Below are 24,925 nucleotides of genomic sequence, written 5' to 3'. Positions count from 1 at the left end.
TCAGGAGGGAACGGCCTCGCCTATCGAAGTCGCCAGGCCGCGCAGCTCGGTCTTTTGCACCTTCCCGCTCGCGGTGCGCGGCAGGGCCGGCAGGAAGTGGATGACCTTGGGATGTTTGAAGCGCGCCAGCGACCGCTGGCAATGCGCCCGCACGTCGGCCTCCGACAAGCCATGCCCGTCGCGGACTACGATCGCGGCGAACCCCGTCTCGCCCCAGCGATCGTCGGCGATCCCCACGACCGCGACCTCTGCCACGCCATCGAGTTGGTAGAGTATGTTCTCCACCTCCGCCGGATAGACGTTCTCGCCGCCCGAAATATACATGTCCTTGATCCGGTCGAGGATGTGCAGGAACCCCTCCGCATCACGCCAGCCCCCGTCTCCGGTACGCAGCCAGCCGTCCGAAAATGCCTGCGCCGGCGCGTCGGGCGCCTGCCAATATCCGGGCGTCACAGCGGGCCCGCGCACCCATAGCTCGCCGGCTTCGCCATCGGCCGCATCCTTGCCGTCGTCGGTGACGATGCGGGTCTCGACGTGAAGCAGCGGCTTGCCGATCGACGTGCCATGCGCGCGCGAATCCTCCGGCGAGAGCATCGTCACGGCAGGGCCGGTCTCGGTCATGCCGAAGCCGTTAACCACCGACACGCCCTTTGCCGTCCAGGCGTCGAATACAGCATTGGGGAGCGGCGCCCCCCCAACACCGATGAAGGCCAGGCCCGAGAAGTCCGCCCCGGCAAAGGCCGAATGCTGCGCCATGAACTGATAGGCCGAGGGCACGCCGAAGAAATGGGTGATGCCCAGCGATCTATCGGACAATGCGGTCAGCACCGCCCCCGCATCGAAGCCCCGGCCGAGGATGATCGTGCCGCCGGCATGCAGCACCGGATTGGCGTAGCAGTTGAGCCCGGCAGTGTGGAACATCGGCATGACCGAGAGGAACACGGTATCGGGGGTGATCCGCACCGGTATGCCGAGATTGACGGCATTCCACACAGTCATGCCGAAGGTCAGCAGGACCCCCTTGGGAAACCCGGTCGTGCCAGACGTGTACATGATCGTCTGGATGTCCCCATGCACGCGGCGCGCAGGCTTGCGGATCGGCGTTCCCCGTTCGGCGGCGCGGCCGACCGGATCGGTCTCGCTAAGCGGTTCAAACCGGCAATCGAGCAGCAGCTGGACCAGCTCGTCGGCTATCGCGCCGAACTCGGGAGCGTAGAATATCAGCTTCGGATCGGCATGGCCCAAGATGCGGCCGATCTCCGGTGCCGTCAGCCGCCAGTTCATCGGCATGAAGATCGCGCCGGCACGGCCGAGCGCCAGCATCAACTCGACCTGTATCAAGCTGTTCGGGGCGATGACGGCGACCCGGTCGTCCACGCCGATCTGCATCGTCTCGGACAGGAAGCCGGCGATATTATCCACGCGCCGGTCGAGGTCGAGATAGCTGCGCCCGGCGCGCGTCTCCAGATCGACGATCGCCATATGTGCCGGACGGTGTCGGGCATGTGCCCTTACCCAGTCATGGTGGAAAAGATCAGTCACGGCTCTCCTACCCTATTCTCGTCTGGCGCGATGCGGAGATGCGGCACGGCGCCCATGGCGGCAATCCCCTTCGCGCCCTTATTCAGTGCGGCAAATACCCTCTTACACAAATATGCTATGCACAAACAAGTATTGACGATCATCGAGGCGTTCGCTATTCGAGGATCATGGTCGATCGGGCTCCGTACCCGGCGAATGGAGGGGATATCGGGCGGCCATATGTCGCAGGCCACCCGCGCTTCCATCGACAATGACCGAACCAGGATGTCGCACGATATCATCAGCATCGGACCTTTGACGTGAGCGTATACGGCCCCTCCTCCCCAGAGACATTGGCCGACCCCCTTCCCGCCGCCGCGGAGGCATGGCTTGCCGATCATGTCGGCGGGTATGAGGGGCCCGGCGAACTGCGCAAATTCGGGTTCGGCCAGTCCAACCCCACCTTCCTTCTGTCGGCATCGTCGGGCGACTATGTTCTCCGCCGCAAGCCCCTGGGCATTCTGCTTCCCAAGGCGCATGCCATCGAACGCGAATATCGCGTGCTCAAGGCGCTTGAAGGCAGTGGCGCTCCGGTGCCGCGCGTGCATGCGTTGTGCGAGGATCCATCGCTGCTGGGCGCGGCGTTCTTCGTGATGGATTTCGTCCGAGGACGGATATTCTACGATCAGCGCATGCCTGGCGTGGAACCGGACGAACGCGCGGCGCTGTTCGACGGCATGAACGCCGCGGTCGCAAGTCTTCATCGCATCGATCCCGATGAGGTCGGCCTGACCAGCTATGGCCGGCCCGAGCGCTTCATCGAACGCCAGGTCTCGCTGTGGACGGCCCAATATCGTGCCAGCGAGGGCGAACCTATCGATGCCATGGAGGCGCTGATCGAGTGGCTGCCCGCGCATCTGCCCGCCGAACAGCCCGGCCGGATCTTTCATGGCGATCTTCGTCTCGACAACATGATCTTCCACCCGACCGAACCGCGCGTGATCGCGCTGCTCGACTGGGAGCTTTCCACCGTCGGCGATCCGATCGCGGACCTCGCCTATCATATGATGGTATGGCGGGGCGGCGCGGATGTCTTCCGGGGCTTCGCCGATCTCGATCAGCAGGCGCTCGGCATCCCCGCCGAGCAGGCATATCTGCAGCGATATTGCGAGCGGGCCGGCCGCGACGACATCCCCGCGTGGAACTTCTACCTGGCGTTCAGCCTCTTTCGCGTCGTTGCGATCCTCCAGGGCGTCTGGCGGCGCGCCAAGGACGGCAATGCCAGCGCCGAGGATGCCCTGATCGTGGGCGCCCGCGCCGCGCCGCTCGCCGCGCTCGGCTGGGCCATCGCCCGGCAGGATTGATCTGAAGGAAGGAAACGACATGCGCGAAGCCGTAATCATATCGACGGCGCGGACCCCGATCGGCAAGGCCTATAAGGGCGCGTTCAACGACACGCAGCCCCAGGCGCTAGCCGCCCACGCGATCCGCCACGCGATCGACAGGGCGGGCGTGGCCGACGATGAGATCGAAGACGTGGTGCTCGGCTGCGCCATGCAACAAGGCGCCACCTCCCTGAACATCGCCCGGCAGGCCGCGCTGCGTGCCGGCCTGCCGGTTTCGATCGCGGGAATGAGCGTCGATCGGCAATGTGCCTCGGGGCTGATGGCTGTCGCCACCGCCGCGAAGCAGATCATCGTCGATCGCCAGACGATCGCCATCGGCGGCGGCGTGGAATCGATCTCGCTGGTTCAGAACGAACATCTCGACATCTATCGCGCCCAGGATCCATGGCTCGTCGAACATTGCCCGGCGATCTATATGAGCATGCTGGAGACCGCCGAGATCGTCGCGCAGCGTTATGGCGTCACACGAGAGGCGCAGGATGCCTATGCGCTGCAGTCGCAACAGCGCTACCAGGAGGCGACCCGGCAGGGGCGCTTCGCTGCCGAGATCGTGCCGCTCGAAGCGCAGATGCTGGTGGTGCCCAAGGATGGCGCACCACCGTTCGGCAAATCGGTCAGGCTGGAAAGCGATGAAGGCCCCCGCGCCGACACGACCGCAGAGGGCCTGGCGGGCCTGCGTCTGGCCTTCAAGGGCGGCCAGCAGCTCAGCGAAGGCCGCAGCGTCACCGCCGGCAACGCGTCGCAGCTGTCCGATGGTGCCGCTGCGCTGCTGCTGATGGAGGCGGCCGAGGCGAGCAAGCGTGGCCTGACGCCGTTGGGTGCCTATCGCGGCATGGCAGTGGCGGGATGCGGCCCCGAGGAAATGGGCATCGGCCCCGTCTTCGCGGTACCACGCCTGCTGGCTGCTCATGGCCTGACGGTAGACGATATCGGCATCTGGGAGCTGAACGAGGCGTTCGCCAGCCAAGTGCTCTATTGCCGTGACCGGATCGGCATTCCAAACGATCTACTTAACGTTTCCGGCGGCGCGATTGCGATGGGCCACCCTTACGGGATGAGCGGCGCGCGCATGACCGGCCATGTGCTGATCGAGGGCAAACGACGTGGCGCGCGCTACGGCGTCGTCACCATGTGCGTCGGTGGCGGCATGGGCGCGGCCGGCCTGTTCGAGATTTTCTGATGGAGAAGGCAAGCATGGAATTCGTACGGAGCGAGCGCCGGGGCGATCACATTCTTCTCGTCACGATCGACCGGCCCGAAGCGCGCAACGCGATAAGCGAAGAGGTTACCCGGCAACTCGACGCGATCGTCCATGACAGCGAGCATGATTCATCGGTACGCTGCGTGATCCTAACGGGAGCCGGCGGAAAGGTCTTCTGCGCCGGCGCCGACCTAAAGGTGGTCGCCAACGGCCGCCTCGAGCATCTGTATACGCTTCGGGGCGGCCTCGCCGGCCTGACTCATGCCGACCGCACGAAACCCTGGGTCGCGGCGGTCGAGGGAATCGCCGTGGCAGGCGGATGCGAGCTCGCATTGTCATGCGACATGATCGTGGCGTCCGAGGACGGCTCGTTCGGCCTGCCCGAAGTCACGCGCGGCCTGGCGGCGGCGGCCGGCGGTCTCTACCGCCTGCCACGCGCCCTGCCCCGTGCAGTCGCGCTGGAGATGATCGCCACCGCCAAACCGATTTCCGCGCAACGGGCTTGGCAATTGGGCATGGTCAACAGGCTCGCGCCGAAGGGCGGCGTTGTCGACGCCGCGCTCGAAATGGCCGAAACGATCGCCGCGAACGCGCCGCTGGCCGTGACCGAAAGCCTGGCCATCGCTCGTCGCAGCCAGGACCTGTCCGATGCCTCGCTCAGAGCGCTCGGCGATACAGCCCAGCGCCGCCTCATGCTGACCGAGGATTTCGCCGAAGGGCCGCGTGCCTTCATCGAGAAGCGCGCTCCGAAATGGGTCGGCCGCTAAAGCGACCTCATTTGCCGCATAGGCAGTCCTGGAAGCCCTTTCTAGCGGCGCCAGCCCGGCCGGCCCTTGCCGCCAACGAACCCGGCACGGACCCGCTGCTTAAGCAGCGGCGGTGGCCGGAAGCGCTCGCCATAGGCCTCCTGCATAATTTCCTGTGCCTGCACGCACAGGCTGGAGGTTACGGCATCCATCAGCGCGAACGGGCCGATCGGGTGCCCCAGCCCCAGCTGGCATGCCGTATCGATGTCCTCCGGCGTCGCGACGCCCTCCTCGACGAGGCGCACCGCCTCGATCATGAACATGTGCAACATGCGATTGACCGCGAAACCCGCAACGTCCTTGACGCGGATCGGCGTCTTGCCGGCCGATGCCGTGAGCCGCATCGCAGCTTCGGTCGTCGTTTCGGCCGTCTCGAAACCCGGGATCACCTCGACGAGCTTCATGCGCGACACCGGCGAGAAATAATGGGTGCCGATAAAATAGGGCCGGCGTTCGGAAGGCAGCAACGCCGCAAGCGAGGAGATCGGGATTGTCGATGTGTTGGACGCGATCACGCAATCGTGGCGGCAAACCTGGCCAAGCCGCTCAAGAACCGCGGCTTTTACCTCCTGCGCCTCGAAGACCGCTTCGGTTACCATGTCCGCTTCGGCAAATGTGGCGATATCGGTGACGAACGATATGCGTTCCAGCGCGGGGCAGATATCATCGGCGGAATAGAAACCGCGTTCGACGCCCTTTTGCAAAAGCGTCGAAAGCCGGGTCTTAGCACGATCGAGGACATCTTGGTCTCGATCGTTGAGCAGCACCCGATGACCGGCGAGTGCGAAAACCAGCGCGATCTCTCCACCCATAAGCCCGGCGCCGACCACGCCTATCGTCTCGCTCATCCGATGCCTTTCGTATTTAGGGTCAAAGTCCGAGCGGTGCGATGGTGTTGCCGCCATCGACCACGATGGTCTGACCGGTGATGTAGCGCGCCGCGGGCGAGGCCAGGAACGCCACCGTTCCCGCAATATCATCGGGTTCGCCGATACGGCCGAGCGGCGTTCCGGTTAGCGCTCGGGCGAGATTGTCCGGATCTTCCCAGAGTGCGCGGGCGAAGTCGGTACGGATCAGCCCTGGCGCCACGCAGTTCACCCGAACATTATGCGGCCCCAGTTCGATCGCCAGATTACGCGCCAGCTGAAAATCCGCCGCCTTCGATATATTATAGGCGCCGATCGACGCTGAGCCGCGATACCCGCCGATCGACGAAATTATGATGATCGCTCCGTCACGGCGCTCGATCATGCCTGGCGCCACCAACTGCGCCAACCAGTGCGTTGACAGCACATTGTTGCGCAGCACTTTTTCGAACTGCGCGTCGCTGATGTCGCGCATCGATCCATAAAACGGGTTGGTCGCCGCGTTGCAGACCAGGATATCGACCTTGCCGACGAGAGTCTGCGCCTGCGCGATCAGCGTCTCCACTGCGGAACGTTCACCTATTCCGGCGGCAACGGCGAAAGCCCTGCCGCCGCCACGGGCATTGATCTGCGCCGCGGCCTCGTCGCAGGCGCCTTGCTTGCGCGAGGATATGACGACGTTCGCGCCTTGGGCGGCGAGGGCTTCCGCGATCGCCTTCCCGATGCCGCGTGACGATCCGGTTACGACCGCGCCGAGCCCCCTGATATCGAACATTATGCAGCCTCAGGCCGCGGACGGGCGCGGCCAGAGCCCATCGGCACCGGAGGCGCGAGCCTCGACGATAGTCAACGGCTTGCTGTCGCCGCCGGTCAATGCCGGGTCCTGTTCGCGATGGCGACGAAGCTCCAGCTTGGCTATCTGATTGCGGTGCACCTCGTCGGGTCCGTCGGCCAGCCTCAGCAGACGGGCGGTCGCGAACGCCGTCGTCAGGAAATGATCGTTGTTGGTGCCGCCACCGCCGAACATCTGGATCGCGTGATCGATGACCTGCTGAACCATCGACGGCGCCGCAACCTTGATCATCGCGATCTCCTGCCGCGCTGCCTTATTGCCCACCGTATCCATCATCATGGCCGCTTTCAGAGTCAGCAGCCGCGCCTGTTCGATCGCGACGCGTGACTGCGCGATGCGTTCAAGCGTGACGGTCTGTTCGGCCAGTGTCCGGCCGAATGCCTCGCGCTGCTCCGCGCGACGGCACATCTGTTCTAGAACGCGTTCGGCAAGGCCAATCAGCCGCATGCAGTGATGGATCCGGCCGGGGCCAAGACGCCCCTGCGCTATCTCGAAGCCACGTCCTTCGCCGAGCAGCATATTGTCTGCGGGGACGCGGACGTTATCGAACAGAACCTCGGACGCGCGATCGGGAACGCCGTAGAAGCCCATCACGGGCAAAGCGCGAATTACAGTGACACCGGGTGTCTCCGGCGGCACCAGGATCATCGACTGGCGGCGATAGACATCGGCGCCGTCGGGATCGCTCTTTCCCATGAAGATGATGATGCTGCAGCGCGGATGGGTCGCCCCAGTGGTATACCATTTCCGGCCATTCAGTATGTAGCTGTCGCCATCGCGGACGATGGAGCTGCCTATATTCGTCGCATCGGACGATGCGACCTCGGGTTCGGTCATCGCAAAGGCGGAACGCGTCTCGCCCGCCAGTAGCGGGTCCAACCAGCGGGCCTTCTGCGCCTCCGTGCCGTAGCGCAGAATGGTTTCCATGTTACCCGTGTCGGGCGCCGAACAGTTGAACAGTTCCGGCGCGAACAGGCTGCGCCCCATGATTTCGCACAGCGGCGCATATTCGAGATTGGTCAGCCCACCTTCTACCTCATGGCCGGGCAGGAATAGGTTCCATAAGCCCGCTGCCTTGGCTTTGGCCTTGATCTCATCGACGACCGGATAAAGCGCCCAAGGGCCGAGCCGCTCGGCCTCGAGGAAGAAGCGCCGCTCATTCGAGTAAACATGCTTAGCCATAAAGTCGCGCAGCCGTTCGGCAAGCGCGACGCTTCTAGGGCTTTGAGTGAGGTCCACGGATCTATCTCCTGTCAGACGAGACGCGCGATCCGGATCGCGCGATCGTGAAGCCCGGGAAGCCGCTCTCGGCGGACTCCCGAAGCTCGTCGAAATAGCGGTTGGCGCCACCGAAGTGGAACAGCGGGCTGCGTGGCTTGCCGGGTATGTTCGAGCCCAGGAACCACGACGTCAGACCGCCGACCTTCGCCAGCAGGGTAGCGTCGAGCAATGTCGTGATGTGATCGGTCCATGCCTGGACCTCCTCGGGCGATGCCTCGATATAGAGTTCTGTTGACTGCAGTGCGGTCTTCACGGCCCGCCCGATCCAGGTGGCGGCCGCTTCGGTGATCGGAGGGATATTAGCGAAGGGCGCCTGCGGGCCCGATACCATGAAGAGGTTCGGAAAACCGTCCACTGCGACGCCAAGGGCAGTGCGAGGCCCCGCTTGCCACTTGTCGCGCAACAGTATTCCGTCCCTTCCGCGCACCTCGATGTCGTTGAGCGCGCCCGTCGCCGCATCGAAGCCCAGCGCGAATATTAATATGTCGAAATCATAAGCAGCGCCGGCGGTTCGCACGCCGTCGGAAGTGATCTCGACAATCGGATCCTCAGAAATATCGACGAGCGACACATTCTCGCGATTGAAAGTCTCATAATAGCCATGCCCCAGTGCGGTTCGCTTGGCTCCGATTGGATAGTTAGGGCTCAGCTTTTCGGCTGTGGCAGGATCCTTGACAATCGCCCGAATTTTCTGGCGCACGAATTCCGAGGCCGCCTCGTTACTGCGCTCGTCGACCATCACGTCATCAAAAGTATCGAACAGATAATGGAAGCCGCCCGTCTCCCACCCCGCTTCCAGGATGGCATGGCGTTCGGCGTCCGTCACATCGTCGTGCAACCGTCCGGGACTTGGCATCGCGAAGGCAAAGACTTGGTTCCGCACCTCGCTCCAGATCCTCTCATAATTCTTCTTGATGGCCCGCTGCTCTTCGGCGCTGATCGGATTGTTGCGCGCCGGCAGCACATAATTGGCAGTGCGCTGGAACAGTGTAACTTGCTCGGCTTCGAGAGCGACGATGGGCAAGATCTGTATGCCGGTCGATCCGGTGCCTATCACAGCAACCCGCTTTCCCGTGAAGTCGATACGTTCGTCAGGCCATCGCGCTGACAGGTAATAGTCGCCCTTAAACTTCTCGAGCCCCGGAAAGGGCGGATCGTAGACCTTGGTCAGCAGACCCACAGCAGTGATCACGAAGCGGCTGCGGTAGCTAAGGCCGGTCTGCCCGGTTACTGTCCATATGTTGGCGTCACCATCATACCGGACGGCATCGACCCGATGGCCAAAATCGATGTGGCGCCGGATATCGAGGCGATCAGCCACGAAGGCGAGATAGGCCTGGACCTGCTCGCCGCTGGCCATCTTTTCGGGCCAGCTCCATTCCTGCATCAGGATGTCTGAGAAGGAATAGCAATAGGTCCACGATTCGGAATCGGTGCGGACCCCCGGATAGCGATTCCAGTGCCAGGTTCCGCCGACGTCGCTCCCCGCCTCTACGATCCGGACCGACAGGCCAAGCTGCGTCATCTCGTGAAATGCACGTAAACCGCCGAAGCCGGCACCGATGATCACCACGTCATAATCGACGGCGCGCTCGGAGTGACCATCGGGCCCTGAAGTCGGCGTTGGCATAGATCCTCTCAGTTTATCTTGCGCCGTGGCGTGCCCGCCACCTATCCGATTAGCTACTCATCAAATTTGCTCTACGCAAGCAAGTTCTGTAAATAGAGTTTTGGTTTGAGGAGAATGCGATGGCGACGCCGGCTCGGCTTCAGGAAATATGTCCGGCGCGTCAAGCGCGCAACGACTGGACCCGCGAAGAGGTTCGGGCGCTATTCGACCTGCCGTTCAACGATTTGCTGTGGCAGGCGCAGGGCGTGCACCGCCAGTTCCACGATCCCAACGCTGTCCAGCTGTCGACCCTGCTGTCGATCAAGACCGGCGGCTGCGCGGAGAATTGCGGCTATTGCAGCCAGGCCGCGGGTAACGATACCGACCTAAAGGCGATCAAGCTGATGCAGGTGCAGGAAGTGCTGGAGGCCGCCGCCGAGGCGAAGGCCGCCGGCTCCGAGCGCTTCTGCATGGGCGCCGCCTGGCGCTCCCCGAAGGACCGCGACATGGATACGATTGTCGCGATGGTCGAAGGGGTCAAGGCGATGGGGCTGGAGACCTGCATGACGCTGGGCATGCTCAGCGACGACCAGACCGATCGCCTCGCCGACGCCGGGCTCGATTACTACAACCACAACATCGACAGCTCGCGCGAATATTATGACAAGGTCGTCACCACCCGCACCTTCGACGACCGGCTCGACACGCTCGAGCGCGTCCGCAAGGCGGGAATCAACGTGTGCAGCGGCGGCATCGTCGGCATGGGCGAGGACCGCGCCGACCGGGTCGGCTTCCTCCACGCGCTCGCTACCCTGCCCGAACATCCCGGCAGCGTGCCGATCAACGCGTTGGTGCCGGTCAAGGGCACCCCACTCGGCGACATGCTCGAAGGGCTGCCCGAGGCGCGGATCGACGATATCGAGTTCGTCCGCACCGTCGCGGTCGCGCGCATCACCATGCCCGGCTCGGTCGTCCGCCTGTCGGCCGGCCGCGAGAGCATGAGTGACGCGACCCAGGCGCTCTGCTTCCTCGCCGGCGCCAATTCGATCTTCACCGGCGACCGGCTGCTGACCACGGGCAACCAGGGCAGCGACGCCGATGCGAAGCTGTTCGGCAAGCTGGGTTTCGGAAGGTCAGTCTGAGAAGGCGCGCCTCCAGCACCGTTCGCAACGAGATAGCCCTGCGTTAATCGCAAAGCGCCTTTGTGCTACAATTATAGCAGCGCTATCGAAGATGCGCTGAGCCCGCGACGTTGAAGGAAAATATCGGTCGACTTCCGTTCAAACCAGAGCATTGGTGCTGCATAGAATCGCGCCCCGGATGCAGGGCGCTGCGGCCCTGATCGGACTGACCGACGGGGCTCTGGGTGGTGGGACGCAATTATGCGCGCCCGTGGAGAACCACCATGGAAGATATCCAGCCGACCACTGAAAACTTAGCCCAAGCTCCCGCCCCTGCCCGCCCTTCCAAAACCGCGATCGTCACCAAACTACTCTCGCGCAACCGCGGTGCCTCGCTGGCCGAGATCATGGAGGCAACCCACTGGCAGCCACATAGCGCTCGGGCCTTCCTGTCGGGCGTCCGGAAGAAGAAGGACTTGATCAAAGAAACCCGCCGGACCGGCGAGACCTCCTATCGGCTGGCCAACTGATGGCGAGCCTTGATGAACAACTGGCTGGGCTTGCGACATTGTCGCAGGCCCAGCTCCGCACCGAATGGCGGAAATATCATAAGGGCCAGCTGATGCCGACCGGTCTGGGTCGCGATCTCGCCGGCCGCGCCGTCGCATGGAAGATGCAGGAGCGCGTTCGCGGCGGGCTGGCGCCAGCCACCAGCCGCGAGTTGAAGCGCCTGGCCAAGCAGCTTCACGAGAGCGGTGACATCGATCTCGGCAAGCAGCGCCAGCTCAAACCGGGGACCAAGCTGGTCCGCCAATGGCATGGCACCGTCTACCATGTCCTGGTGCTGGAAGACGGCTTCCAGTTTCAGGATCGCCATTACCGATCGCTCACCCCAATTGCGCGCGAAATAACTGGTGCGGCATGGTCGGGTCCGCGCTTCTTCGGTCTGAAGGAGAAATTCGATGCGCCGGCCAGCTGACAACAAGGTCATCCGCTGCGCGGTTTATACCCGCAAATCCGATGAGAAGGGACTGGAGCAGGAGTTCAACAGCCTCGATGCCCAGCGCGAGGCGTGTGACGCCTATATCGCCAGCCAGCGCCATGAGGGCTGGAAGCTCGTTCGCGATGCCTATGATGACGGTGGACTGTCGGGCGGCAATATGGACCGCCCTGCCCTCAAGATGCTGCTTGCTGATATCAAGGCCGGCAAGGTGCGCCACCGCGAGTTCGTCATGGGCTCGGGTGAAATGAGCGACGGCGAATTCGAGAGCTTCCTGCGCGCTGCATTTCAGCAGCTGATCAATTTCAGCGTCGACGGATCGATGCACTTTTCCTGCATGGACTGGCGTGGCCTGGGCATCATGCTGAAAGCCGGTGAGGTCTATTCCGAACTCAAGAACATATGCTGCTGGGTCAAAAGCCAGGGTGGCATGGGCTCCCTGTACCGCTCGCAGCACGAACTGGTGGCCGTCTTCAAGGCGGGAACCGCTCCCCACATCAACAATATCGAGCTGGGTAAGCACGGTCGCAATCGTTCGAACGTTTGGATGATGCCCGGCATGAACAGCTTTCAGAAGGGCCGGGCCGAGCAGCTCGCGATGCATCCGACAGTCAAACCCGTCGCGTTGGTGGCCGACGCCATGCTCGATTGCTCAAAGCGCGGCGGCCTGGTGCTGGACGTGTTCGCGGGCTCCGGCACGACGCTGGTTGCCGCCGAACGCACCGGACGGTTGGGCGCTGCGATGGAGCTTGATCCCCACTACGCCGATGTGACGCTCCGTCGCTTTTGCGACGTCACAGGCATCGAGCCAGTCAACGCCTGGACAGGCCACATCATACGACGCCGTACCGACAACGGAGAAGCCAAATGAGTGACGAATATGAAGTCGGCTACCGCAAGCCGCCACGCAGCCATCAGTTCGGCCCGGGCAACAAAGCTGCTGCGGGAGGGAAGAAACGCACCGGCACGCTCTCCCTTCCCGAAATCCTCGGCCAGGCGCTCAATCGCCGCCGCAAGATCAAACGCGGCGATCAGGTCGTCTCGATGAAGGCGGCGGAAATAATGATGGAGCGGTTCGTCCATATGATGACGACTGGCTCGCCGCGTGAGCTGATCATGATGATCGGCCTGGTCGAGAAACACGCGCCGCGCTTCTTCGAGCAGGAGATGGCGCACATGAAGGTGACCTATCACCAAGCGGAAGGGTCCAGCATTGCTCCACCGCCGGCAGAACTTTGGGAGAAGAAATCATGAAGGTCGATTTGCCCGCATGGGCCGCGTGGCTCGACGTGCCCCGCGCCGAAGATCGCTCGAACGTCCGTCACCGGGTTCTATACGGCGGGCGCGGTGGCGGCAAGTCGTGGACGATCGCTCACAAGCTGATCGAGCGTGCATGGCTCAACAAGGAGCGGATCCTGTGCACCCGCGAGTTCCAGAACTCGATCCGCGATAGCTCGAAGAAGCTGCTCGAGGATGTCATCGATCGTTTGGGATTGGGAGCCGGTGGCAGTGGCTTCTTCACCGTGACCGAGAAGGAAATCCGCGGCGCGAACGGCTCGATCTTCAGCTTTATGGGGTTGAAGGGCAAAGACAGCGCCATCAAGTCGCTTGAAGGCTACACTTTGGTTTGGGTCGAAGAAGCGGCGACTGTCGGCAAGATCTCGATCGACGCGCTTGTGCCGACCATCCGTCGGGAGGGCTCCGAAATCTGGTGGAGTTACAACCCCCGCTATCCGCATGACCCGGTCGATGCGATATTCCGCGACCCCGCCACACGCCCGCCCGGCTCGATCGTGCTCGCGGTCCATTGGCGCGACAACAAGTGGTTTCCAGAAGTCCTGCACCGCGACATGGAGTTCGACCAGGACCGGGATCCCGAGAAATACGCGCATATCTGGAATGGCGAATATCTTGTGCGCAGCGAAGCGCGGGTATTCGACAAGTGGAGAGTTGCCCCCTTCGAGGCGCCGGATGACGCGGCGCTCTATTTTGGCGCAGACTGGGGCTATGCCGTCGATCCGGCCGTGCTGGTGCGATGCTTTATCGGCCGTTGGGCAGGCGAGCCCTATGCCAGCGAGGTCGTCGCCGATCCCGATGGACGGTGCCTTTTCGTTGATCATGAAGCCTATAAGGTCAGGTGCGAGATCGACGAAACGCCAGCATTGTTCGCCGGAAGCGACAGTCGTCAGTCGCCGCGCTGGGAGAATCCCTTCCTCCACATGGGTGTACCGGGCGCGCTGCTGTATCCGATCACCGCAGACAGCGCGCGCCAGGAGATTATCTCACATATGGTCCGAGCATATGGATTTAATATGCGGCGTGCGCTGAAGGGCCCGGGCTCGATTGAGGAGGGTGTGACCTTCCTCAAAGGTTACGACATTGTCGTGCATCCTCGCTGCAGGCACCTCATCGACGAGCTGGCGTTGTATAGTTGGAAGATCGACAAGCTGACCGGGAGCATCCTTCCCGAACTCTCAGATCGGAACAACCACGTGATCGATGCGCTGCGCTATGCGCTGGAGGGAGCGCGGAAAGTGGTGAGGCCCGATTACACATCGGCCAGCGCCGGCCCCCGGGTTATGAGGGTCACGAATGGATTTCAGTTTGGCCAGAATGCTCTGCAGCACCCCGGTCTTACTCCGCCATCGTATGGATTCGGCCGATACCAGACCGTCCAGGCTGCGATCTGGCGGCGGTTATCGAAGTGCCGAAACAGTCCCTCGTTGGCGAGGACGCTCGCGAACTCCGGCCCTATGCCCTTGAGGGTGGCGAGCATCGCCTGCGGCGAAGTCTCGGACATATCGTCACGCTCGGCCTCAACGCACCGGATCTGTTCGCTGAGCAGCTCGAGTCGGTCGAGCTCGCGATTGAGCTGCGCCTTGAGATGCAAAGGCAGTGGCTGGCCGTCGCTCGTCTGCAGGTCCCCCAGGCGCTCGCGCCGGTCTCGCCGGTTGGGTTCATAACCCCGAATACCGACACTGAAGAGCAGACCTTTGATGCGGTTCGTGTGCAGCGTGCGCTCCTTGACCAGCGCCTTGCGTTCTCGTCCGATCCGTCGACGATCCTCTTCCTCTATTGTTGGCACGCGAACCATCGAGCACACCCTTGGCTCACCGCGCGTCCACGCCATCAAAGTACGAACCCGCGTCTCGCCATCGATCCTGTCAGTCTTCGCCCGCCGGTGTCGGCGCGACACCGCAATCGAAGCGGCGTCGACCACATGGCTGGTGACCCAATCTTCCGACGCCAGGGCGCGATGAATCCAGAAGCCATCGAGTCCCGCTTCCTGAATAACGATCACCGGATAGCGTTGGCCTTCACGGGCCTGTGCTTTGTCGCGCAGGGCATCCAGACAGGCGAGCAACGCTGACATGTCGCCGCCCACTACCGAGTGACGGGACATCTTCTCGCTACCTGGGGACAGCGAAGTCACCAGCCACGTCGATTTCGACAGTTCCAGCGAAACGAAAATTGCGCCAAGATCAACTCGGATGGCGGCAGGCGGTGAGATCGGGTCTGCTGACATGGCAAATCCTTTCAGAGCGGTTGGTAGCAAGCCGACTCTGATCTCCTTCAGGCCGCTATCCAACTCTCATCATGGGATCTTTACCGGCGAACCGGCTGGACATGCGCGCATGCCACCCGGCCGAAATGGTTCGACCGAGTTTGTCTCAGAGAGGTTCTGACGCCCCGCTCCCGAGTATTGCGGGAGCACGGGACTGATTGCTCGCTTCAGGGCAGGCAAGTCAGATGTGAAGTATATTGGTCAACTTCGGCGAGATCACCGGAGCGAAAACAAATCCAAGCTCGCTTAGTCATCCATCACTGAACGGTAGCCATTCCCGGCTAAAGTGCGTGAATTGTGATAATGACAGTTTCTCACCCAGGCGCTGGAAGAAGGAGGTGCTGACCGATGCCGCTGAGCGGTTTACCGTCCCGATGGGGGCAAGGGCCGGTATATCCTCGTCGCGAGCACGCAAGAGGATGTGGCGCGCAAGATGAGCGGCGAAGATGTCGCGCGCGTCCATCACATGACGACGATCAGCTACAGCAACGATTGACCGGCGGTTTCGCCGGTCGACCCGATCAGGCGGAAGCTCGTCTCGAAGCGCAGGCCCAGCACCAACGCGTCGGCGATCGTCGGATCGGCGGACGGGTTGCGGACATATTGGACATTGGGCTGGACGCTGAGCCACGGCGCGATCGGCGCGCGGTAGGTCAGCTCGATGGCGGTTTCGGCTTTTCCGCTGCCTTGGGCGAGGCGATAGTCACGCGCTGTGAAGGCGGTGGCGACGGCGAGGCCGAGCTCATCCTCGTCACGGCCATCCAGCCAGCCGGTCAGCTTCATCCCCGCGCTGGCGAAGCGATCGAACATGTTGAGCCGGCCATTGGCGGTGCCGAGGCGGAAGAAGCCCGCGAGCGTGCCGGCGGGGCCCGAGGCGATCGGCGCTTCGCCGCGCAGATAGACACCACCATTGCCGCGTTCGCGCCGGCCGTCATGGGCATCGAACCGGGCGGTATAATGCCAGTGGCCGATCAGCATCCGGCCGCCGAGCACCGGCAGCTCGGCCTCGCCGATCAGCAGCGCCCCGTCCTTGCGCAGCGCGGAGGGCGGAAAATCGATGCGGTTGGCCACCCCGTCGAGGATCGCGGCGCGCACCGCCCAGCCGTCCGCCGGCCGAACCTCCAGCCGCGCGGCCAGCGACGTCTTCGGAAAGATCGACGGGCCGCTCAGCCCGGTCTGGCTGATGTCGGTGCCGATGCCATGCGCGCTGCCGAGGAACAGGCCGGAGGTTTCCAGGGCGTCGAACTCGGAGTTGAGGTCGTAGCGGCCGACCTTGACCGAGGCATGGGATCCCAGCTTCTGGTCGATCCACGCCTCGTAGAGGCGCAGCGCGCGATCGCCGGTCTCGATGTTGCTCGCGGCCTGTGCATCGCCGGCCAGGTCTGAGACCGACGTGCCGTTGTTGTAGAGGCCGTAGACGTGGAGCATCGCCCCGCGCCATCCGGCCACCGCCACCAGATCGGCCTCCAGCACGATGTCGAGATTGTCGAGATAGCGGGTGCCGCGCCGCACCCCGCCGGCGGCGACCCCGATCACCTCGCCGGTATAGGTCGTCTCCAGCAGGATCGGACCCTGTACCTCGTCGATCTCGCCTTCGGCATGAGTGTACGAATGGGCGTGCCGCGTCGGTTGCGGCAGATCGCCGGTTGCGGCGACCGCCGCGGTTGAGGCCAGCAGGGCGGCGGCGAGCATCGTCAGAAGCTCAACATCATGTTGAGACGAACCCGGTTGAGCCAGTCGCGCGGCTGGTTTGCGCCGGCATAAAGGCTGTCGAGCGGGCGATAATGGTAGAAGGTCGCGTCCAGCAGGACATTCTCGGCCGGGACATAGCCGACGCTCGCGCCGTGCATCCGGTAATTGGTCGCGATGCCGAGATTGTCATGCGAGAAGGCCGCGAACACCGCACCCACCTCGACCTCGGAATAGTTGAAAAACAACCGCCAGTCCCCCTTGTGCGCGGTACGGCCGACGCTGAACTCGATATTGAAACCGGTATCGGCGGACACCCTGGCGCCGAGGTTGCGGACATAATCGCCCGACAGCGACAGCGGCCAGCGTTCGCCGAGCCCGGTCCAGGTGGCGACGGCGAGGCCGTTGAGCAGGCGGAAGTCGGAGAGATAGCGGCCGTTGACGATCAGGTTGCTGCGGAAATCGCCGGCATCGGCGCCCGCGACCGAGTCCAGGCTGTAATCATAATAGGCGCCCGCCAGCATCAGCTTGAACGCGCTGCCGATCGGTGTCTGCAACACGCCCTGGAAGCCCAGCATGTCGCTGTCGCGGCCGGCCGGGGCCTCGTCGATGATGAAATAGGTGGCGTGGGCGTCGAAGGTCGCGCGGTCGCCGAGCTTGACGCTGTAGCTGGCCCCGGCGCCCTCGGGGACGACGTCGCCGTCCCAGATCATGTCGGTGCGCCGGAACAGGCTGGGGAATTTGCCGGCATAGGCGGTCAGCCCGCCGGCCTTGTAGCGGATCCAGGCCTGGTCGAGCGACGGCTCGAGATCGTCGTCGAAGCCGGTCAGGGGGATGTCGGTCGAATTGGGATCATCGGGATCGCCGGTGGCGAGCTGCCCGCCGACCGACAGGGTCCTGGTGATCTGATAGGTGGCGCGCAACCGGGCGCGCAGCACGCTGCGGGTGCGGCTGCGGGCGTCCTTGTCGGACCAGTTGAACTCCTCGCGCACGCGGACGTCACCGCTGACGTCGAGGCCGGGAATGCGGAACACGTCCTTCGACGGCGCACCGGAGCCGGCAAAGGTGGCGAGCCCGATGGGCGCCTGGGCGGCGGTGACCGGGGCGACCACGGCGAGCGCCGAAAGCGGCGCATGCGCCGCGCACGATGGCGGCGGCGGCGCGACGGCGACCACGGGCGGCAGCGACGCCTGCGGGCCGGCGGCCAGCTGCTGGGGTGGCGCGAGGCGTTCGAGCGCGGCATTCTGCCGTTCGACCAGCGCCTCGAGCCGCGAGATCCGATCCTTTTGGGCGGCAAGCTCACGCTCCAGCAGCTCGACCCGGCTGGCGGGGGTATTTGTCTGGGCCGATGCCGGCATCGCCGCGACGAGCGCGAGCACCGGAAGCGGCAGGGACAGCAGGGTGGAGATCTTGGGGGTCATGTTCTTCTTCTCTTCTTGCGGCGACGAGCCCAGAGCAGCGGACCCGTCACGATCATGGCGATAAGGCCCAGCCCGGTTGCGAGGATTACCAGACGGCCGACGAGACCCGCGGCCTGTCCGGTGTGAAGGGGAACGATGGCATTGGAGGCCTGCGTGCCGACCGAGGCCGCGACGATCGGGAAGCTGCCGCGCACCGTTCCGTCATTGGCGTCGATCAGGACCCGGCTGGCGCCATAGGCATTGCGCATCTCCTCGGGGGTGCGGAGCAGGACGATATAGGTGGCGTCTTTCGTCTCCGGGAAGCTGACCGATACCAGCGCGCTGCCGGGGAGCGCCTTCAGCGCCGCACCGACCGCGACGGCGAAGCCGACCGGCGCGGCGCGGACCGGAACGGGCGGCAGGCTAGGCTTGGCCGAACCAAGCAGGTTTGCCACGCCGTCCGGAAATTTGAGCAGCGTGCCGGTGATCGCGATCAGCAGCGCGGGCAGCACGAGCCACAGGCCGACCGCGCGATGCCAGGAGTAGAGGCGGGCGGCGGCATTGCCCTTGCCGATCGGCTTCAGGGCGACGGCCCATGTTCCCTTGTGCGGCCACGCCGCCACCAGTCCGGCGATCAGGTTGCTGGCCAGCAGCGTTCCGGTGATCGCGAGGATCCAGTCGCCGGTCGGGCCGGCGAGCAGGTTGTGATGGAGCCCGACCATCGTATCGAGCACGCCGCCGGTCGCGGTGTCCGTGCCCAGGACCGTTCCGTCGCCGATGATCCGCGCCGAACGGTCCTCGCCTTTCGCATCGGTGTAATAGATGTCGTAGCGGTCGGGCAGGCCGGCGGTCGTCCACATCGTTCCGATCGCGGCGCCGCTTCCGGGCGGTGCGAGCGTGGTCAGGCGGCGCTCAATGGCGGCAAGGTCTGTCGGGCGATGGGTGTCGCCGATCGCCGCATCGCGGATTTCCCAGTGGAAGACGATGAGGGTGCCGGTGACCGCCTGCAGCAGCCAGAAGGCCGCCGCAACGAGGCCCAGCCAGCGATGCAGCCTGACGATCCCGGCCCGCGGCCCGCCGCGCGTGGTCTTTGCCTTCACGGTCACGGCTGTGGCGCGGCCGTCGTGATGCGGTGGCCCGCGCCGGTCAGCAACAGCACCGCGAGGGCCGTCGAGGCGTATTTCGGCAAAGTCATATGGGTTCTCCCCTTTGTCATCGCACCCGCAACAGCCCAGTAGCGGCCATGTCGCCAACTCGGGATCGATACGATGACGAGTATGCGAGCGGCCGCTCCCCCGATCTGGATGTTGTGGGTCAGCAAGCTGGTACCGATCTCGGCGCTCGTTCACCGATCCAACCACCTAGAGCGGGGTGTAGACCTCGACCCGAAAGCTATCGTCGTGGTAACGCGTCACAGCTTCTGCCCCATCCTTGGTAGGGAAAATCGTGGAATCTGCGCTCACCAGATATAATTTCCCGGTGCGTTGATCGATATCCATCATCCGGGCGCCAACCCGGGTTGGGATCGTGCCTATGACGTCGAGACCATCACCGCCGTCGTAGCGAATTATCGTCATCGATCCTTCGCCGTTGCTCGTTACGATCCGCTCACGCGTCCGATCGATGATCATTGCATCAATCCCCTTTCCGATCGTCACACGTGCCGTAACCTTGCCGATCTTCGGATCGAGGATGAAAACCGAAGGCTGGTCGCCACCGCATGCGCCGACGAGCCGCTGCGACCGATTGTCGTACCGAAGCTTCGAGACATTGCAGCCGACCTTCCATCGCGCCTGCTCCCGCAATGTGCGGGCATCGAGTTGCAGAACCATCTGGTCGTAGCGAACGGGCGCGAAGAGGTGGCCCGTATCATCACCAGCCGGATCGTCCATCTTGCGGAAAGGGAAACGGATTTGGCTCAGCAATTTTCCCGTCGCCGGATTCAGCGTGAACCAGGTCGATTCCACAGGGCGAGAGCTTGTAATGAAGTGGATCCGGCCCGTGGCACGATCCAATATTCCACTGTTGAGCCCGCCGTCCTTTGTGAGGACGACGCGGTTGATCAGCTTTAGGCTGTCCAGCTCGAAAGAAAGCAGCGATCCGTCGTCCATGGCGACGTAACCGCGGTTATGGTCCGGCAAAAGCAACGGACCATTGGCACCGGACGAATTCGCTATCGTCGCGAGCGATCGATTGGTGTCAGCGTCGAAGACCGTCAGGCCGTCCTTGATCCGCGCCATGAACAACCGGGCGCTGCCAGGCTGGAATTTCACATAGTCCCAGTCGGTGTCGGTGCTTAGCAGACTTACGCTTGTTTCCATTCGATAAAGCGGGCTCGGAACCGGCTGCGCTTCCGCAGTTGCGGCAAAGAATAATCCGGCGAACGCTGCGAGACGAACGAGTTTCATTATGTCCTCCGATCCTCCACGCGCATCGCTCGCCTACGAACGATGTCTGGAAGCTTTGGTGATGGGGGTCCCCTATTTACGTGAGGGGGCGCTCAGGCTTGGCCGTCAACGATCGAGACCGCCCAAGGCGACATATTTGATCTCAACGAAGTCATCGATGCCGTAGCGCGATCCTTCGCGACCGATCCCGGACTCCTTGACCCCGCCGAACGGCGCGCCTTCGTTGGAGCTCAGTACCTCGTTGACGCCGACCATGCCGAATTCGAGCGCTTCGGCGACGCGCCAGATGCGCCCGATGTCCCGCGCCCAGAAATAGGCCGCAAGGCCGTAGCGCGTGTCATTGGCAATGCGGACGACGTCGTCCTCGTCCGCGAAGGAATAAATCGCGGCAACAGGACCGAAAATCTCTTCCGAAGCGATCTGCATGTCCGGAGTCGCGCCCGACAGCACCGTGGGTTCGAGATAATTGCCACCAAGCACATGACGCCCTCCCCCCTGCAGCGCCTTTGCGCCTTTCGCCAGTGCATCCTGGAGAAGTCCCTCCACTTTCATCACGGCAGCGGCATTGATCAGCGGCCCGATCGTCGTACCGCTATCGCGCCCGCCGCCGACAATGAGCTTGGCGGCGTCTGCCGCGAGGCGTTCCGAGAATTCTTCGATGATCCCGGCCTGGACATAAATCCGGTTGGCGGAAACGCAGGTCTGGCCGGCATTGCGAAACTTGCAGATGATCGCTCCGGCAACCGCAGCGTCAATGTCGGCATCGTTGAACACTATAAAGGGCGCGTTGCCGCCAAGTTCGAGCGACAGCTTCTTCACCGTATCGGCGCACTGGCTCATCAGTAGCTTGCCGACCCGCGTCGATCCGGTAAACGACAGCTTTCGGATGTCCGGGCTCGCGGTCAGCACGCCCGCGACGATTGCGGCCTTCGCCGCGGTGACGATGCTCATCACCCCAGCAGGCAGACCCGCACGCTCGGCCAGTACCGCCAGCGCCAGCGCCGACAGCGGCGTATCCTCGGCGGGCTTCACGACGATGGTGCAGCCGGCGGCCAACGCCGGGGAGACCTTGCGGGTGATCATCCCGCTGGGAAAGTTCCAGGGCGTAATCGCCGCGACCACGCCGATCGGCTGCTTCAGCACGATGCAGCGCTTGTCCGGCGCATGGTTGGGCACCACGTCCCCGTAAATCCTTTTGCCCTCTTCCGCGAACCATTCGACGAAGTTCGCGCCGAACAGGATCTCGCCGCGCGCTTCGGCCAGCGGCTTGCCCTGTTCGAGGGTCAGGATTTCGCCCAGCGCGTCAGCATTGTCGACGATCAGGCCATGCCAGCGACGCAGGATCGCGGCGCGATCCTTGGCGGTACGCTTGCTCCAGGGCCGGAACGCCGCCTTCGCTTCGGCGATCGCGGCTTCGGTCGCTTCCGCCCCATGGTCGGGCACGTCGGCGATATGCGCACCGTTCGAGGGATCGAACACGGCGAAGCTGGCGCATGCGGGCCGCGCGAAATCGAGCGCCTCCCGCAGCAGCGTTGCAGCGGCGGCGGAAAGAGGCAGGGCATCGGTCATCAAAGAACTCCGAACTTCTGGGCAGTGCTGTCGAGCGCGCGACCGAGACGCTCGACCATGTTGTCGACTTCCGAATGGGTGACCACCAGCGGCGGGCTCAATACCATCGAGCCCGAAATGGCCCGCGCTATCAGACCTTCTGCATAGCAGGCATCGCGGCAGATGATCGCAACATTGTCCTCGGGCGCGAACATCGTCTTGCTGTCGCGGTCCCGTACCAGCTGCAGGGCAGCCATAAGGCCGAGCCCACGCTTTTCGCCGACGATCGGATGATCGGCGAGGCTGGCCAGCGCGGACTGGAAATAGGGACCGATGTCGCCACCTACGCGCTCGACCAGGCCTTCGCGCTCGATGATCCCGATATTGGCCAGTGCCACGGCACAGGCGACCGGATGACCCGAATAGGTATAGCCATGGGCGAACAGGCCGCCCTTGCTCACAACGTCGTAGACGCGCGATGAGATCGCGACGGCCGAAATGGGCAGGTATCCCGACGACAGGCCCTTCGCCATGGGCATAAGGTCGGGCTCGATGGCGAACTGCTCGGACGCGAACCACGTACCGGTGCGTCCGAAGCCGCAGATTACCTCGTCCGCCACCAGCAGGATGTCGTATTTGCGGCAGATACGCTGGATTTCGGGCCAGTAGCTGTCGGGCGGCACGATCACACCGCCGGCGCCCTGGATCGGCTCGCCGATGAACGCCGCGACCTTGTCTGCGCCGAGCTCCAGGATCCGTTCTTCTAGCGCGCGGGCCGCCCTCAGGCCGAACTCTTCCGGGGTCAGTCCGTCGCCGCGCAGGTACCAGTGCGGATGGTCGATATGCGAATAGCCCGGCCCCGGAGTGCCATCCATCGCGTGCATGTGCGGCATGCCGCCCAGGCTCGTCGCGGCGACGGTCGTGCCGTGATAGGCCAGCGTCCGGCTGATGAAGATGGTCTTTTCAGGCTGACCCTTGATGCGCCAATATTGTCGCGCCATCCGCACGATCGTGTCATTCGCCTCCGATCCCGAACTGCCGAAATAGAAGCGGTCGAGCCCGGCGGGGGTCAGCGTGGCCAGCTTCTCCGCCAAGGCGATGATCGGCGGGGTCGTGCTCTGGAAGTGGTTGTTGTAATAAGGTAGTTCGTGCATCTGCCGCGTCGCGGCGTCGACAAGCTCCTCGCGGCCATAGCCGACATTCACGCACCACAGGCCAGCCATCCCGTCCAGCAGCTCATTGCCGTCGCTGTCCCAGACGGTGCTGCCCTGCGCGCGGGTGATGATACGCGATCCCTGGGTCTCGATGACCTGCGGGTCTGTGAACGAATGAAGATGGTGCGCGGCGTCACGCGCCTGCAAATCCTGCGTATGCGTCCAATTTCGACGAGTATTGTCTTCCGCCACGATGCGCCTCCGTTGACATGGACTTCTATGCTCTCTCCTTCGCAATGGACTCTCAAAGGTGGAAGATGACAAATGGCACGGCCTCTGGTGCCCCCTGCTCACCACGCACCGAGGGGTTGGCACCTTTCGGAGGCCGGGCCTTGGGCACAGACAGCGCTGATGGATGACCCGCGACCATAAGGAATGGGATGGCGTACGAACTGGGCCAACTTCTCGAAGCGATGGTCGCGGCCGGTCCGCCACTAGCCATCGAGACGGCAACCGCCATTGCGCGGACGACCTTCGGCGTCGCGGGACGGATCGACCGCCTGACCGGCGAACGCGATGAAAATTTCCGCATCAGCACCGCCGAGGGCGACAGCTTCGTCCTGAAGATATCACATCCGGCCGAGGACGAAGCGACTCTGTCGCTGATGACGGCTGCACTGCTGCACATGGAAGCGACGGCGCCTGATATCGTCTGCCCGCGTGTCCATCGCGCCCTGAACGGCCAGACGCTGGTTCACTTTTCCGACGATAATGGACAGGCGCGCACCGTCCGGTTGCTGGGATGGGTGCCCGGCCGTCCACTGCGGGATGCCGACCGATCGAGCCTACAGCGGCGGGGCTGTGCGCAGCTGGCAGCCGCAATGGCGACCGGCCTGCGCGGTTTCCGCCATCCGGCCGCGGCTCGCCCCCTGATCTGGGACCTCGCTAATTTCGACGTCGTGACGACGCTGTTGAAAGACCTGCCCGACCTGCCCGCCCGCGGCTTCATCAGCGATTTCGCTTCTGCCTATAGGGCGGAGGTCGGCTATCGCTTGAGCGATTTCCGCCAGCAGGTTGTCCATAACGATCTCAACGCGAACAACGTGATGGTCGACGAGGCCGATAATGCGACCGTCATCGGCGTGATCGATTTCGGCGACATGGTCGAAACCGCCTTGATTGCGGACGTCGCGATCGCCGCCAGCGCGCAGGTCACCGATCCATCGACGGCCCTGTCCGACGTGACCGAGTTCACCCTTGCCTATCATCGCGCCAATCCACTGCTGCCCGACGAGGCCGCCGCGCTCAACTGGCTGATCGCGGCCCGGCTCGTCACAGACGCCGTGATCCCGTCCTGGCATCGCGCGCACAATCCTGACGAGGTGCATTACGCCCGTGTTGACGCGACCTATATCGAGCGCCGCGTGGCGATCGTCGAGCAACTGATGCACGCCCGCATCGTCATACCCTTCTGATCGCGAGGAACCGACATGGTCC

The 24,925-nt window shown here is 63.6% G+C and carries 20 protein-coding genes and 2 pseudogenes; 10 read left to right on the top strand and 12 right to left on the bottom strand.

What is annotated here, in order from left to right:
* On the bottom strand, positions 1-1,542 hold the full coding sequence (locus tag WP12_RS10835) for an acyl-CoA synthetase (protein WP_200894494.1): 1,542 nt from the start codon (positions 1,540-1,542) through the stop codon (positions 1-3).
* 299 nt (positions 1,543-1,841) lie between these two features.
* On the opposite strand from WP12_RS10835, the gene WP12_RS10825 reads away from it, so the two are divergent.
* Genes WP12_RS10825 through WP12_RS10815 form a run of 3 tightly spaced genes read left to right on the top strand, consistent with a single transcriptional unit; the run spans position 1,842 to position 4,895 of the window.
* Entirely contained in the window at positions 1,842-2,885 is a 1,044-nt protein-coding gene (locus WP12_RS10825; RefSeq protein ID WP_046193710.1) for a phosphotransferase, read from the top strand.
* A gap of 19 nt (positions 2,886-2,904) precedes the next feature.
* Positions 2,905-4,107 (top strand): acetyl-CoA C-acyltransferase, encoded by a 1,203-nt coding sequence (locus WP12_RS10820; protein ID WP_046193709.1) that lies wholly within the window; start codon positions 2,905-2,907, stop codon positions 4,105-4,107.
* Between the two features lie 14 nt (positions 4,108-4,121).
* Positions 4,122-4,895, top strand: a complete 774-nt coding sequence (locus tag WP12_RS10815; RefSeq protein WP_084691100.1) for an enoyl-CoA hydratase-related protein — start codon at positions 4,122-4,124, stop codon at positions 4,893-4,895.
* 41 nt (positions 4,896-4,936) lie between these two features.
* On the opposite strand, the gene WP12_RS10810 is transcribed toward WP12_RS10815, so the two are convergent.
* From WP12_RS10810 to WP12_RS10795, 4 genes are read right to left on the bottom strand one after another with little or no spacing between them, the layout of a single operon-like run.
* Entirely contained in the window at positions 4,937-5,782 is an 846-nt protein-coding gene (locus tag WP12_RS10810; RefSeq protein ID WP_046193707.1) for a 3-hydroxyacyl-CoA dehydrogenase family protein, read from the bottom strand.
* 22 nt (positions 5,783-5,804) lie between these two features.
* The gene (locus tag WP12_RS10805) at positions 5,805-6,575 is read right to left on the bottom strand and encodes an SDR family NAD(P)-dependent oxidoreductase (RefSeq protein ID WP_046193706.1); all 771 of its coding nucleotides are present in this window, start codon (positions 6,573-6,575) and stop codon (positions 5,805-5,807) included.
* Positions 6,576-6,584: 9 nt separating this feature from the next.
* Positions 6,585-7,892 (bottom strand): acyl-CoA dehydrogenase family protein, encoded by a 1,308-nt coding sequence (locus WP12_RS10800; protein ID WP_084691092.1) that lies wholly within the window; start codon positions 7,890-7,892, stop codon positions 6,585-6,587.
* A gap of 4 nt (positions 7,893-7,896) precedes the next feature.
* Complete coding sequence (locus WP12_RS10795) at positions 7,897-9,564, bottom strand: flavin-containing monooxygenase (RefSeq protein WP_046193704.1); 1,668 nt, start codon at positions 9,562-9,564, stop codon at positions 7,897-7,899.
* Positions 9,565-9,683: 119 nt separating this feature from the next.
* Between WP12_RS10795 and bioB the strand changes: the two genes are divergently transcribed.
* From bioB to WP12_RS26460, 6 genes and pseudogenes are all read left to right on the top strand, one after another.
* Positions 9,684-10,685 (top strand): biotin synthase BioB, encoded by a 1,002-nt coding sequence (gene bioB, locus WP12_RS10790; RefSeq protein ID WP_046193703.1) that lies wholly within the window; start codon positions 9,684-9,686, stop codon positions 10,683-10,685.
* Between the two features lie 263 nt (positions 10,686-10,948).
* Positions 10,949-11,194, top strand: coding sequence for a DUF3489 domain-containing protein (locus WP12_RS10785; RefSeq protein WP_046193702.1), 246 nt, complete (start codon positions 10,949-10,951; stop codon positions 11,192-11,194).
* Positions 11,194-11,643 (top strand): DUF2924 domain-containing protein, encoded by a 450-nt coding sequence (locus WP12_RS10780; RefSeq protein ID WP_046193701.1) that lies wholly within the window; start codon positions 11,194-11,196, stop codon positions 11,641-11,643. The genes WP12_RS10785 and WP12_RS10780 overlap by 1 nt, the downstream gene beginning before the upstream one ends.
* The gene (locus tag WP12_RS10775) at positions 11,627-12,535 is read left to right on the top strand and encodes a DNA-methyltransferase (protein WP_052730331.1); all 909 of its coding nucleotides are present in this window, start codon (positions 11,627-11,629) and stop codon (positions 12,533-12,535) included. Before WP12_RS10780 ends, WP12_RS10775 begins: the two co-directional genes overlap by 17 nt.
* Positions 12,532-12,918 carry a DUF5681 domain-containing protein gene (locus WP12_RS10770; RefSeq protein ID WP_046193700.1) on the top strand — a complete coding sequence of 129 codons (387 nt, stop codon included), beginning with the start codon at positions 12,532-12,534 and terminating at the stop codon, positions 12,916-12,918. The genes WP12_RS10775 and WP12_RS10770 overlap by 4 nt, the downstream gene beginning before the upstream one ends.
* A pseudogene (locus WP12_RS26460) lies at positions 12,915-14,174 on the top strand (PBSX family phage terminase large subunit); the annotation flags it as partial. The gene WP12_RS10770 and the pseudogene WP12_RS26460, both read left to right, overlap by 4 nt.
* Before the next feature lie 128 nt (positions 14,175-14,302).
* Here WP12_RS26460 and WP12_RS25810 read toward each other — a convergent pair.
* The 7 genes and pseudogenes from WP12_RS25810 to WP12_RS10725 form a co-directional block, all read right to left on the bottom strand.
* Positions 14,303-15,190, bottom strand: a pseudogene (locus WP12_RS25810) (IS110 family transposase); the annotation flags it as partial.
* A 519-nt stretch (positions 15,191-15,709) separates the two neighbouring features.
* Entirely contained in the window at positions 15,710-16,921 is a 1,212-nt protein-coding gene (locus tag WP12_RS10755; protein ID WP_084691091.1) for a carbohydrate porin, read from the bottom strand.
* 2 nt (positions 16,922-16,923) lie between these two features.
* Positions 16,924-18,339 carry a putative porin gene (locus WP12_RS10750; RefSeq protein WP_046193697.1) on the bottom strand — a complete coding sequence of 472 codons (1,416 nt, stop codon included), beginning with the start codon at positions 18,337-18,339 and terminating at the stop codon, positions 16,924-16,926.
* Positions 18,336-19,424: a PepSY-associated TM helix domain-containing protein gene (locus WP12_RS10745; RefSeq protein WP_046193696.1), complete on the bottom strand. Its 1,089-nt coding sequence runs from the start codon at positions 19,422-19,424 to the stop codon at positions 18,336-18,338. The genes WP12_RS10750 and WP12_RS10745 overlap by 4 nt, the downstream gene beginning before the upstream one ends.
* Before the next feature lie 255 nt (positions 19,425-19,679).
* Entirely contained in the window at positions 19,680-20,726 is a 1,047-nt protein-coding gene (locus tag WP12_RS10735) for a hypothetical protein (RefSeq protein ID WP_152663958.1), read from the bottom strand.
* Positions 20,727-20,831: 105 nt separating this feature from the next.
* Positions 20,832-22,295, bottom strand: a complete 1,464-nt coding sequence (locus WP12_RS10730; protein WP_052730329.1) for an NAD-dependent succinate-semialdehyde dehydrogenase — start codon at positions 22,293-22,295, stop codon at positions 20,832-20,834.
* Positions 22,295-23,680 carry an aspartate aminotransferase family protein gene (locus WP12_RS10725; protein ID WP_084691089.1) on the bottom strand — a complete coding sequence of 462 codons (1,386 nt, stop codon included), beginning with the start codon at positions 23,678-23,680 and terminating at the stop codon, positions 22,295-22,297. The genes WP12_RS10730 and WP12_RS10725 overlap by 1 nt, the downstream gene beginning before the upstream one ends.
* Before the next feature lie 188 nt (positions 23,681-23,868).
* Here WP12_RS10725 and WP12_RS10720 point away from each other — a divergent pair, with 188 nt between their 5' ends.
* Positions 23,869-24,903 (top strand): phosphotransferase, encoded by a 1,035-nt coding sequence (locus WP12_RS10720; protein WP_052730328.1) that lies wholly within the window; start codon positions 23,869-23,871, stop codon positions 24,901-24,903.
* The last annotated feature ends 22 nt before the right edge of the window (positions 24,904-24,925 follow it).

It is taken from the genome of Sphingomonas sp. SRS2, from assembly GCF_000971055.1.
Lineage (GTDB): Bacteria > Pseudomonadota > Alphaproteobacteria > Sphingomonadales > Sphingomonadaceae > Rhizorhabdus.
This window is presented reverse-complemented; position numbering and strand designations above follow the sequence as displayed.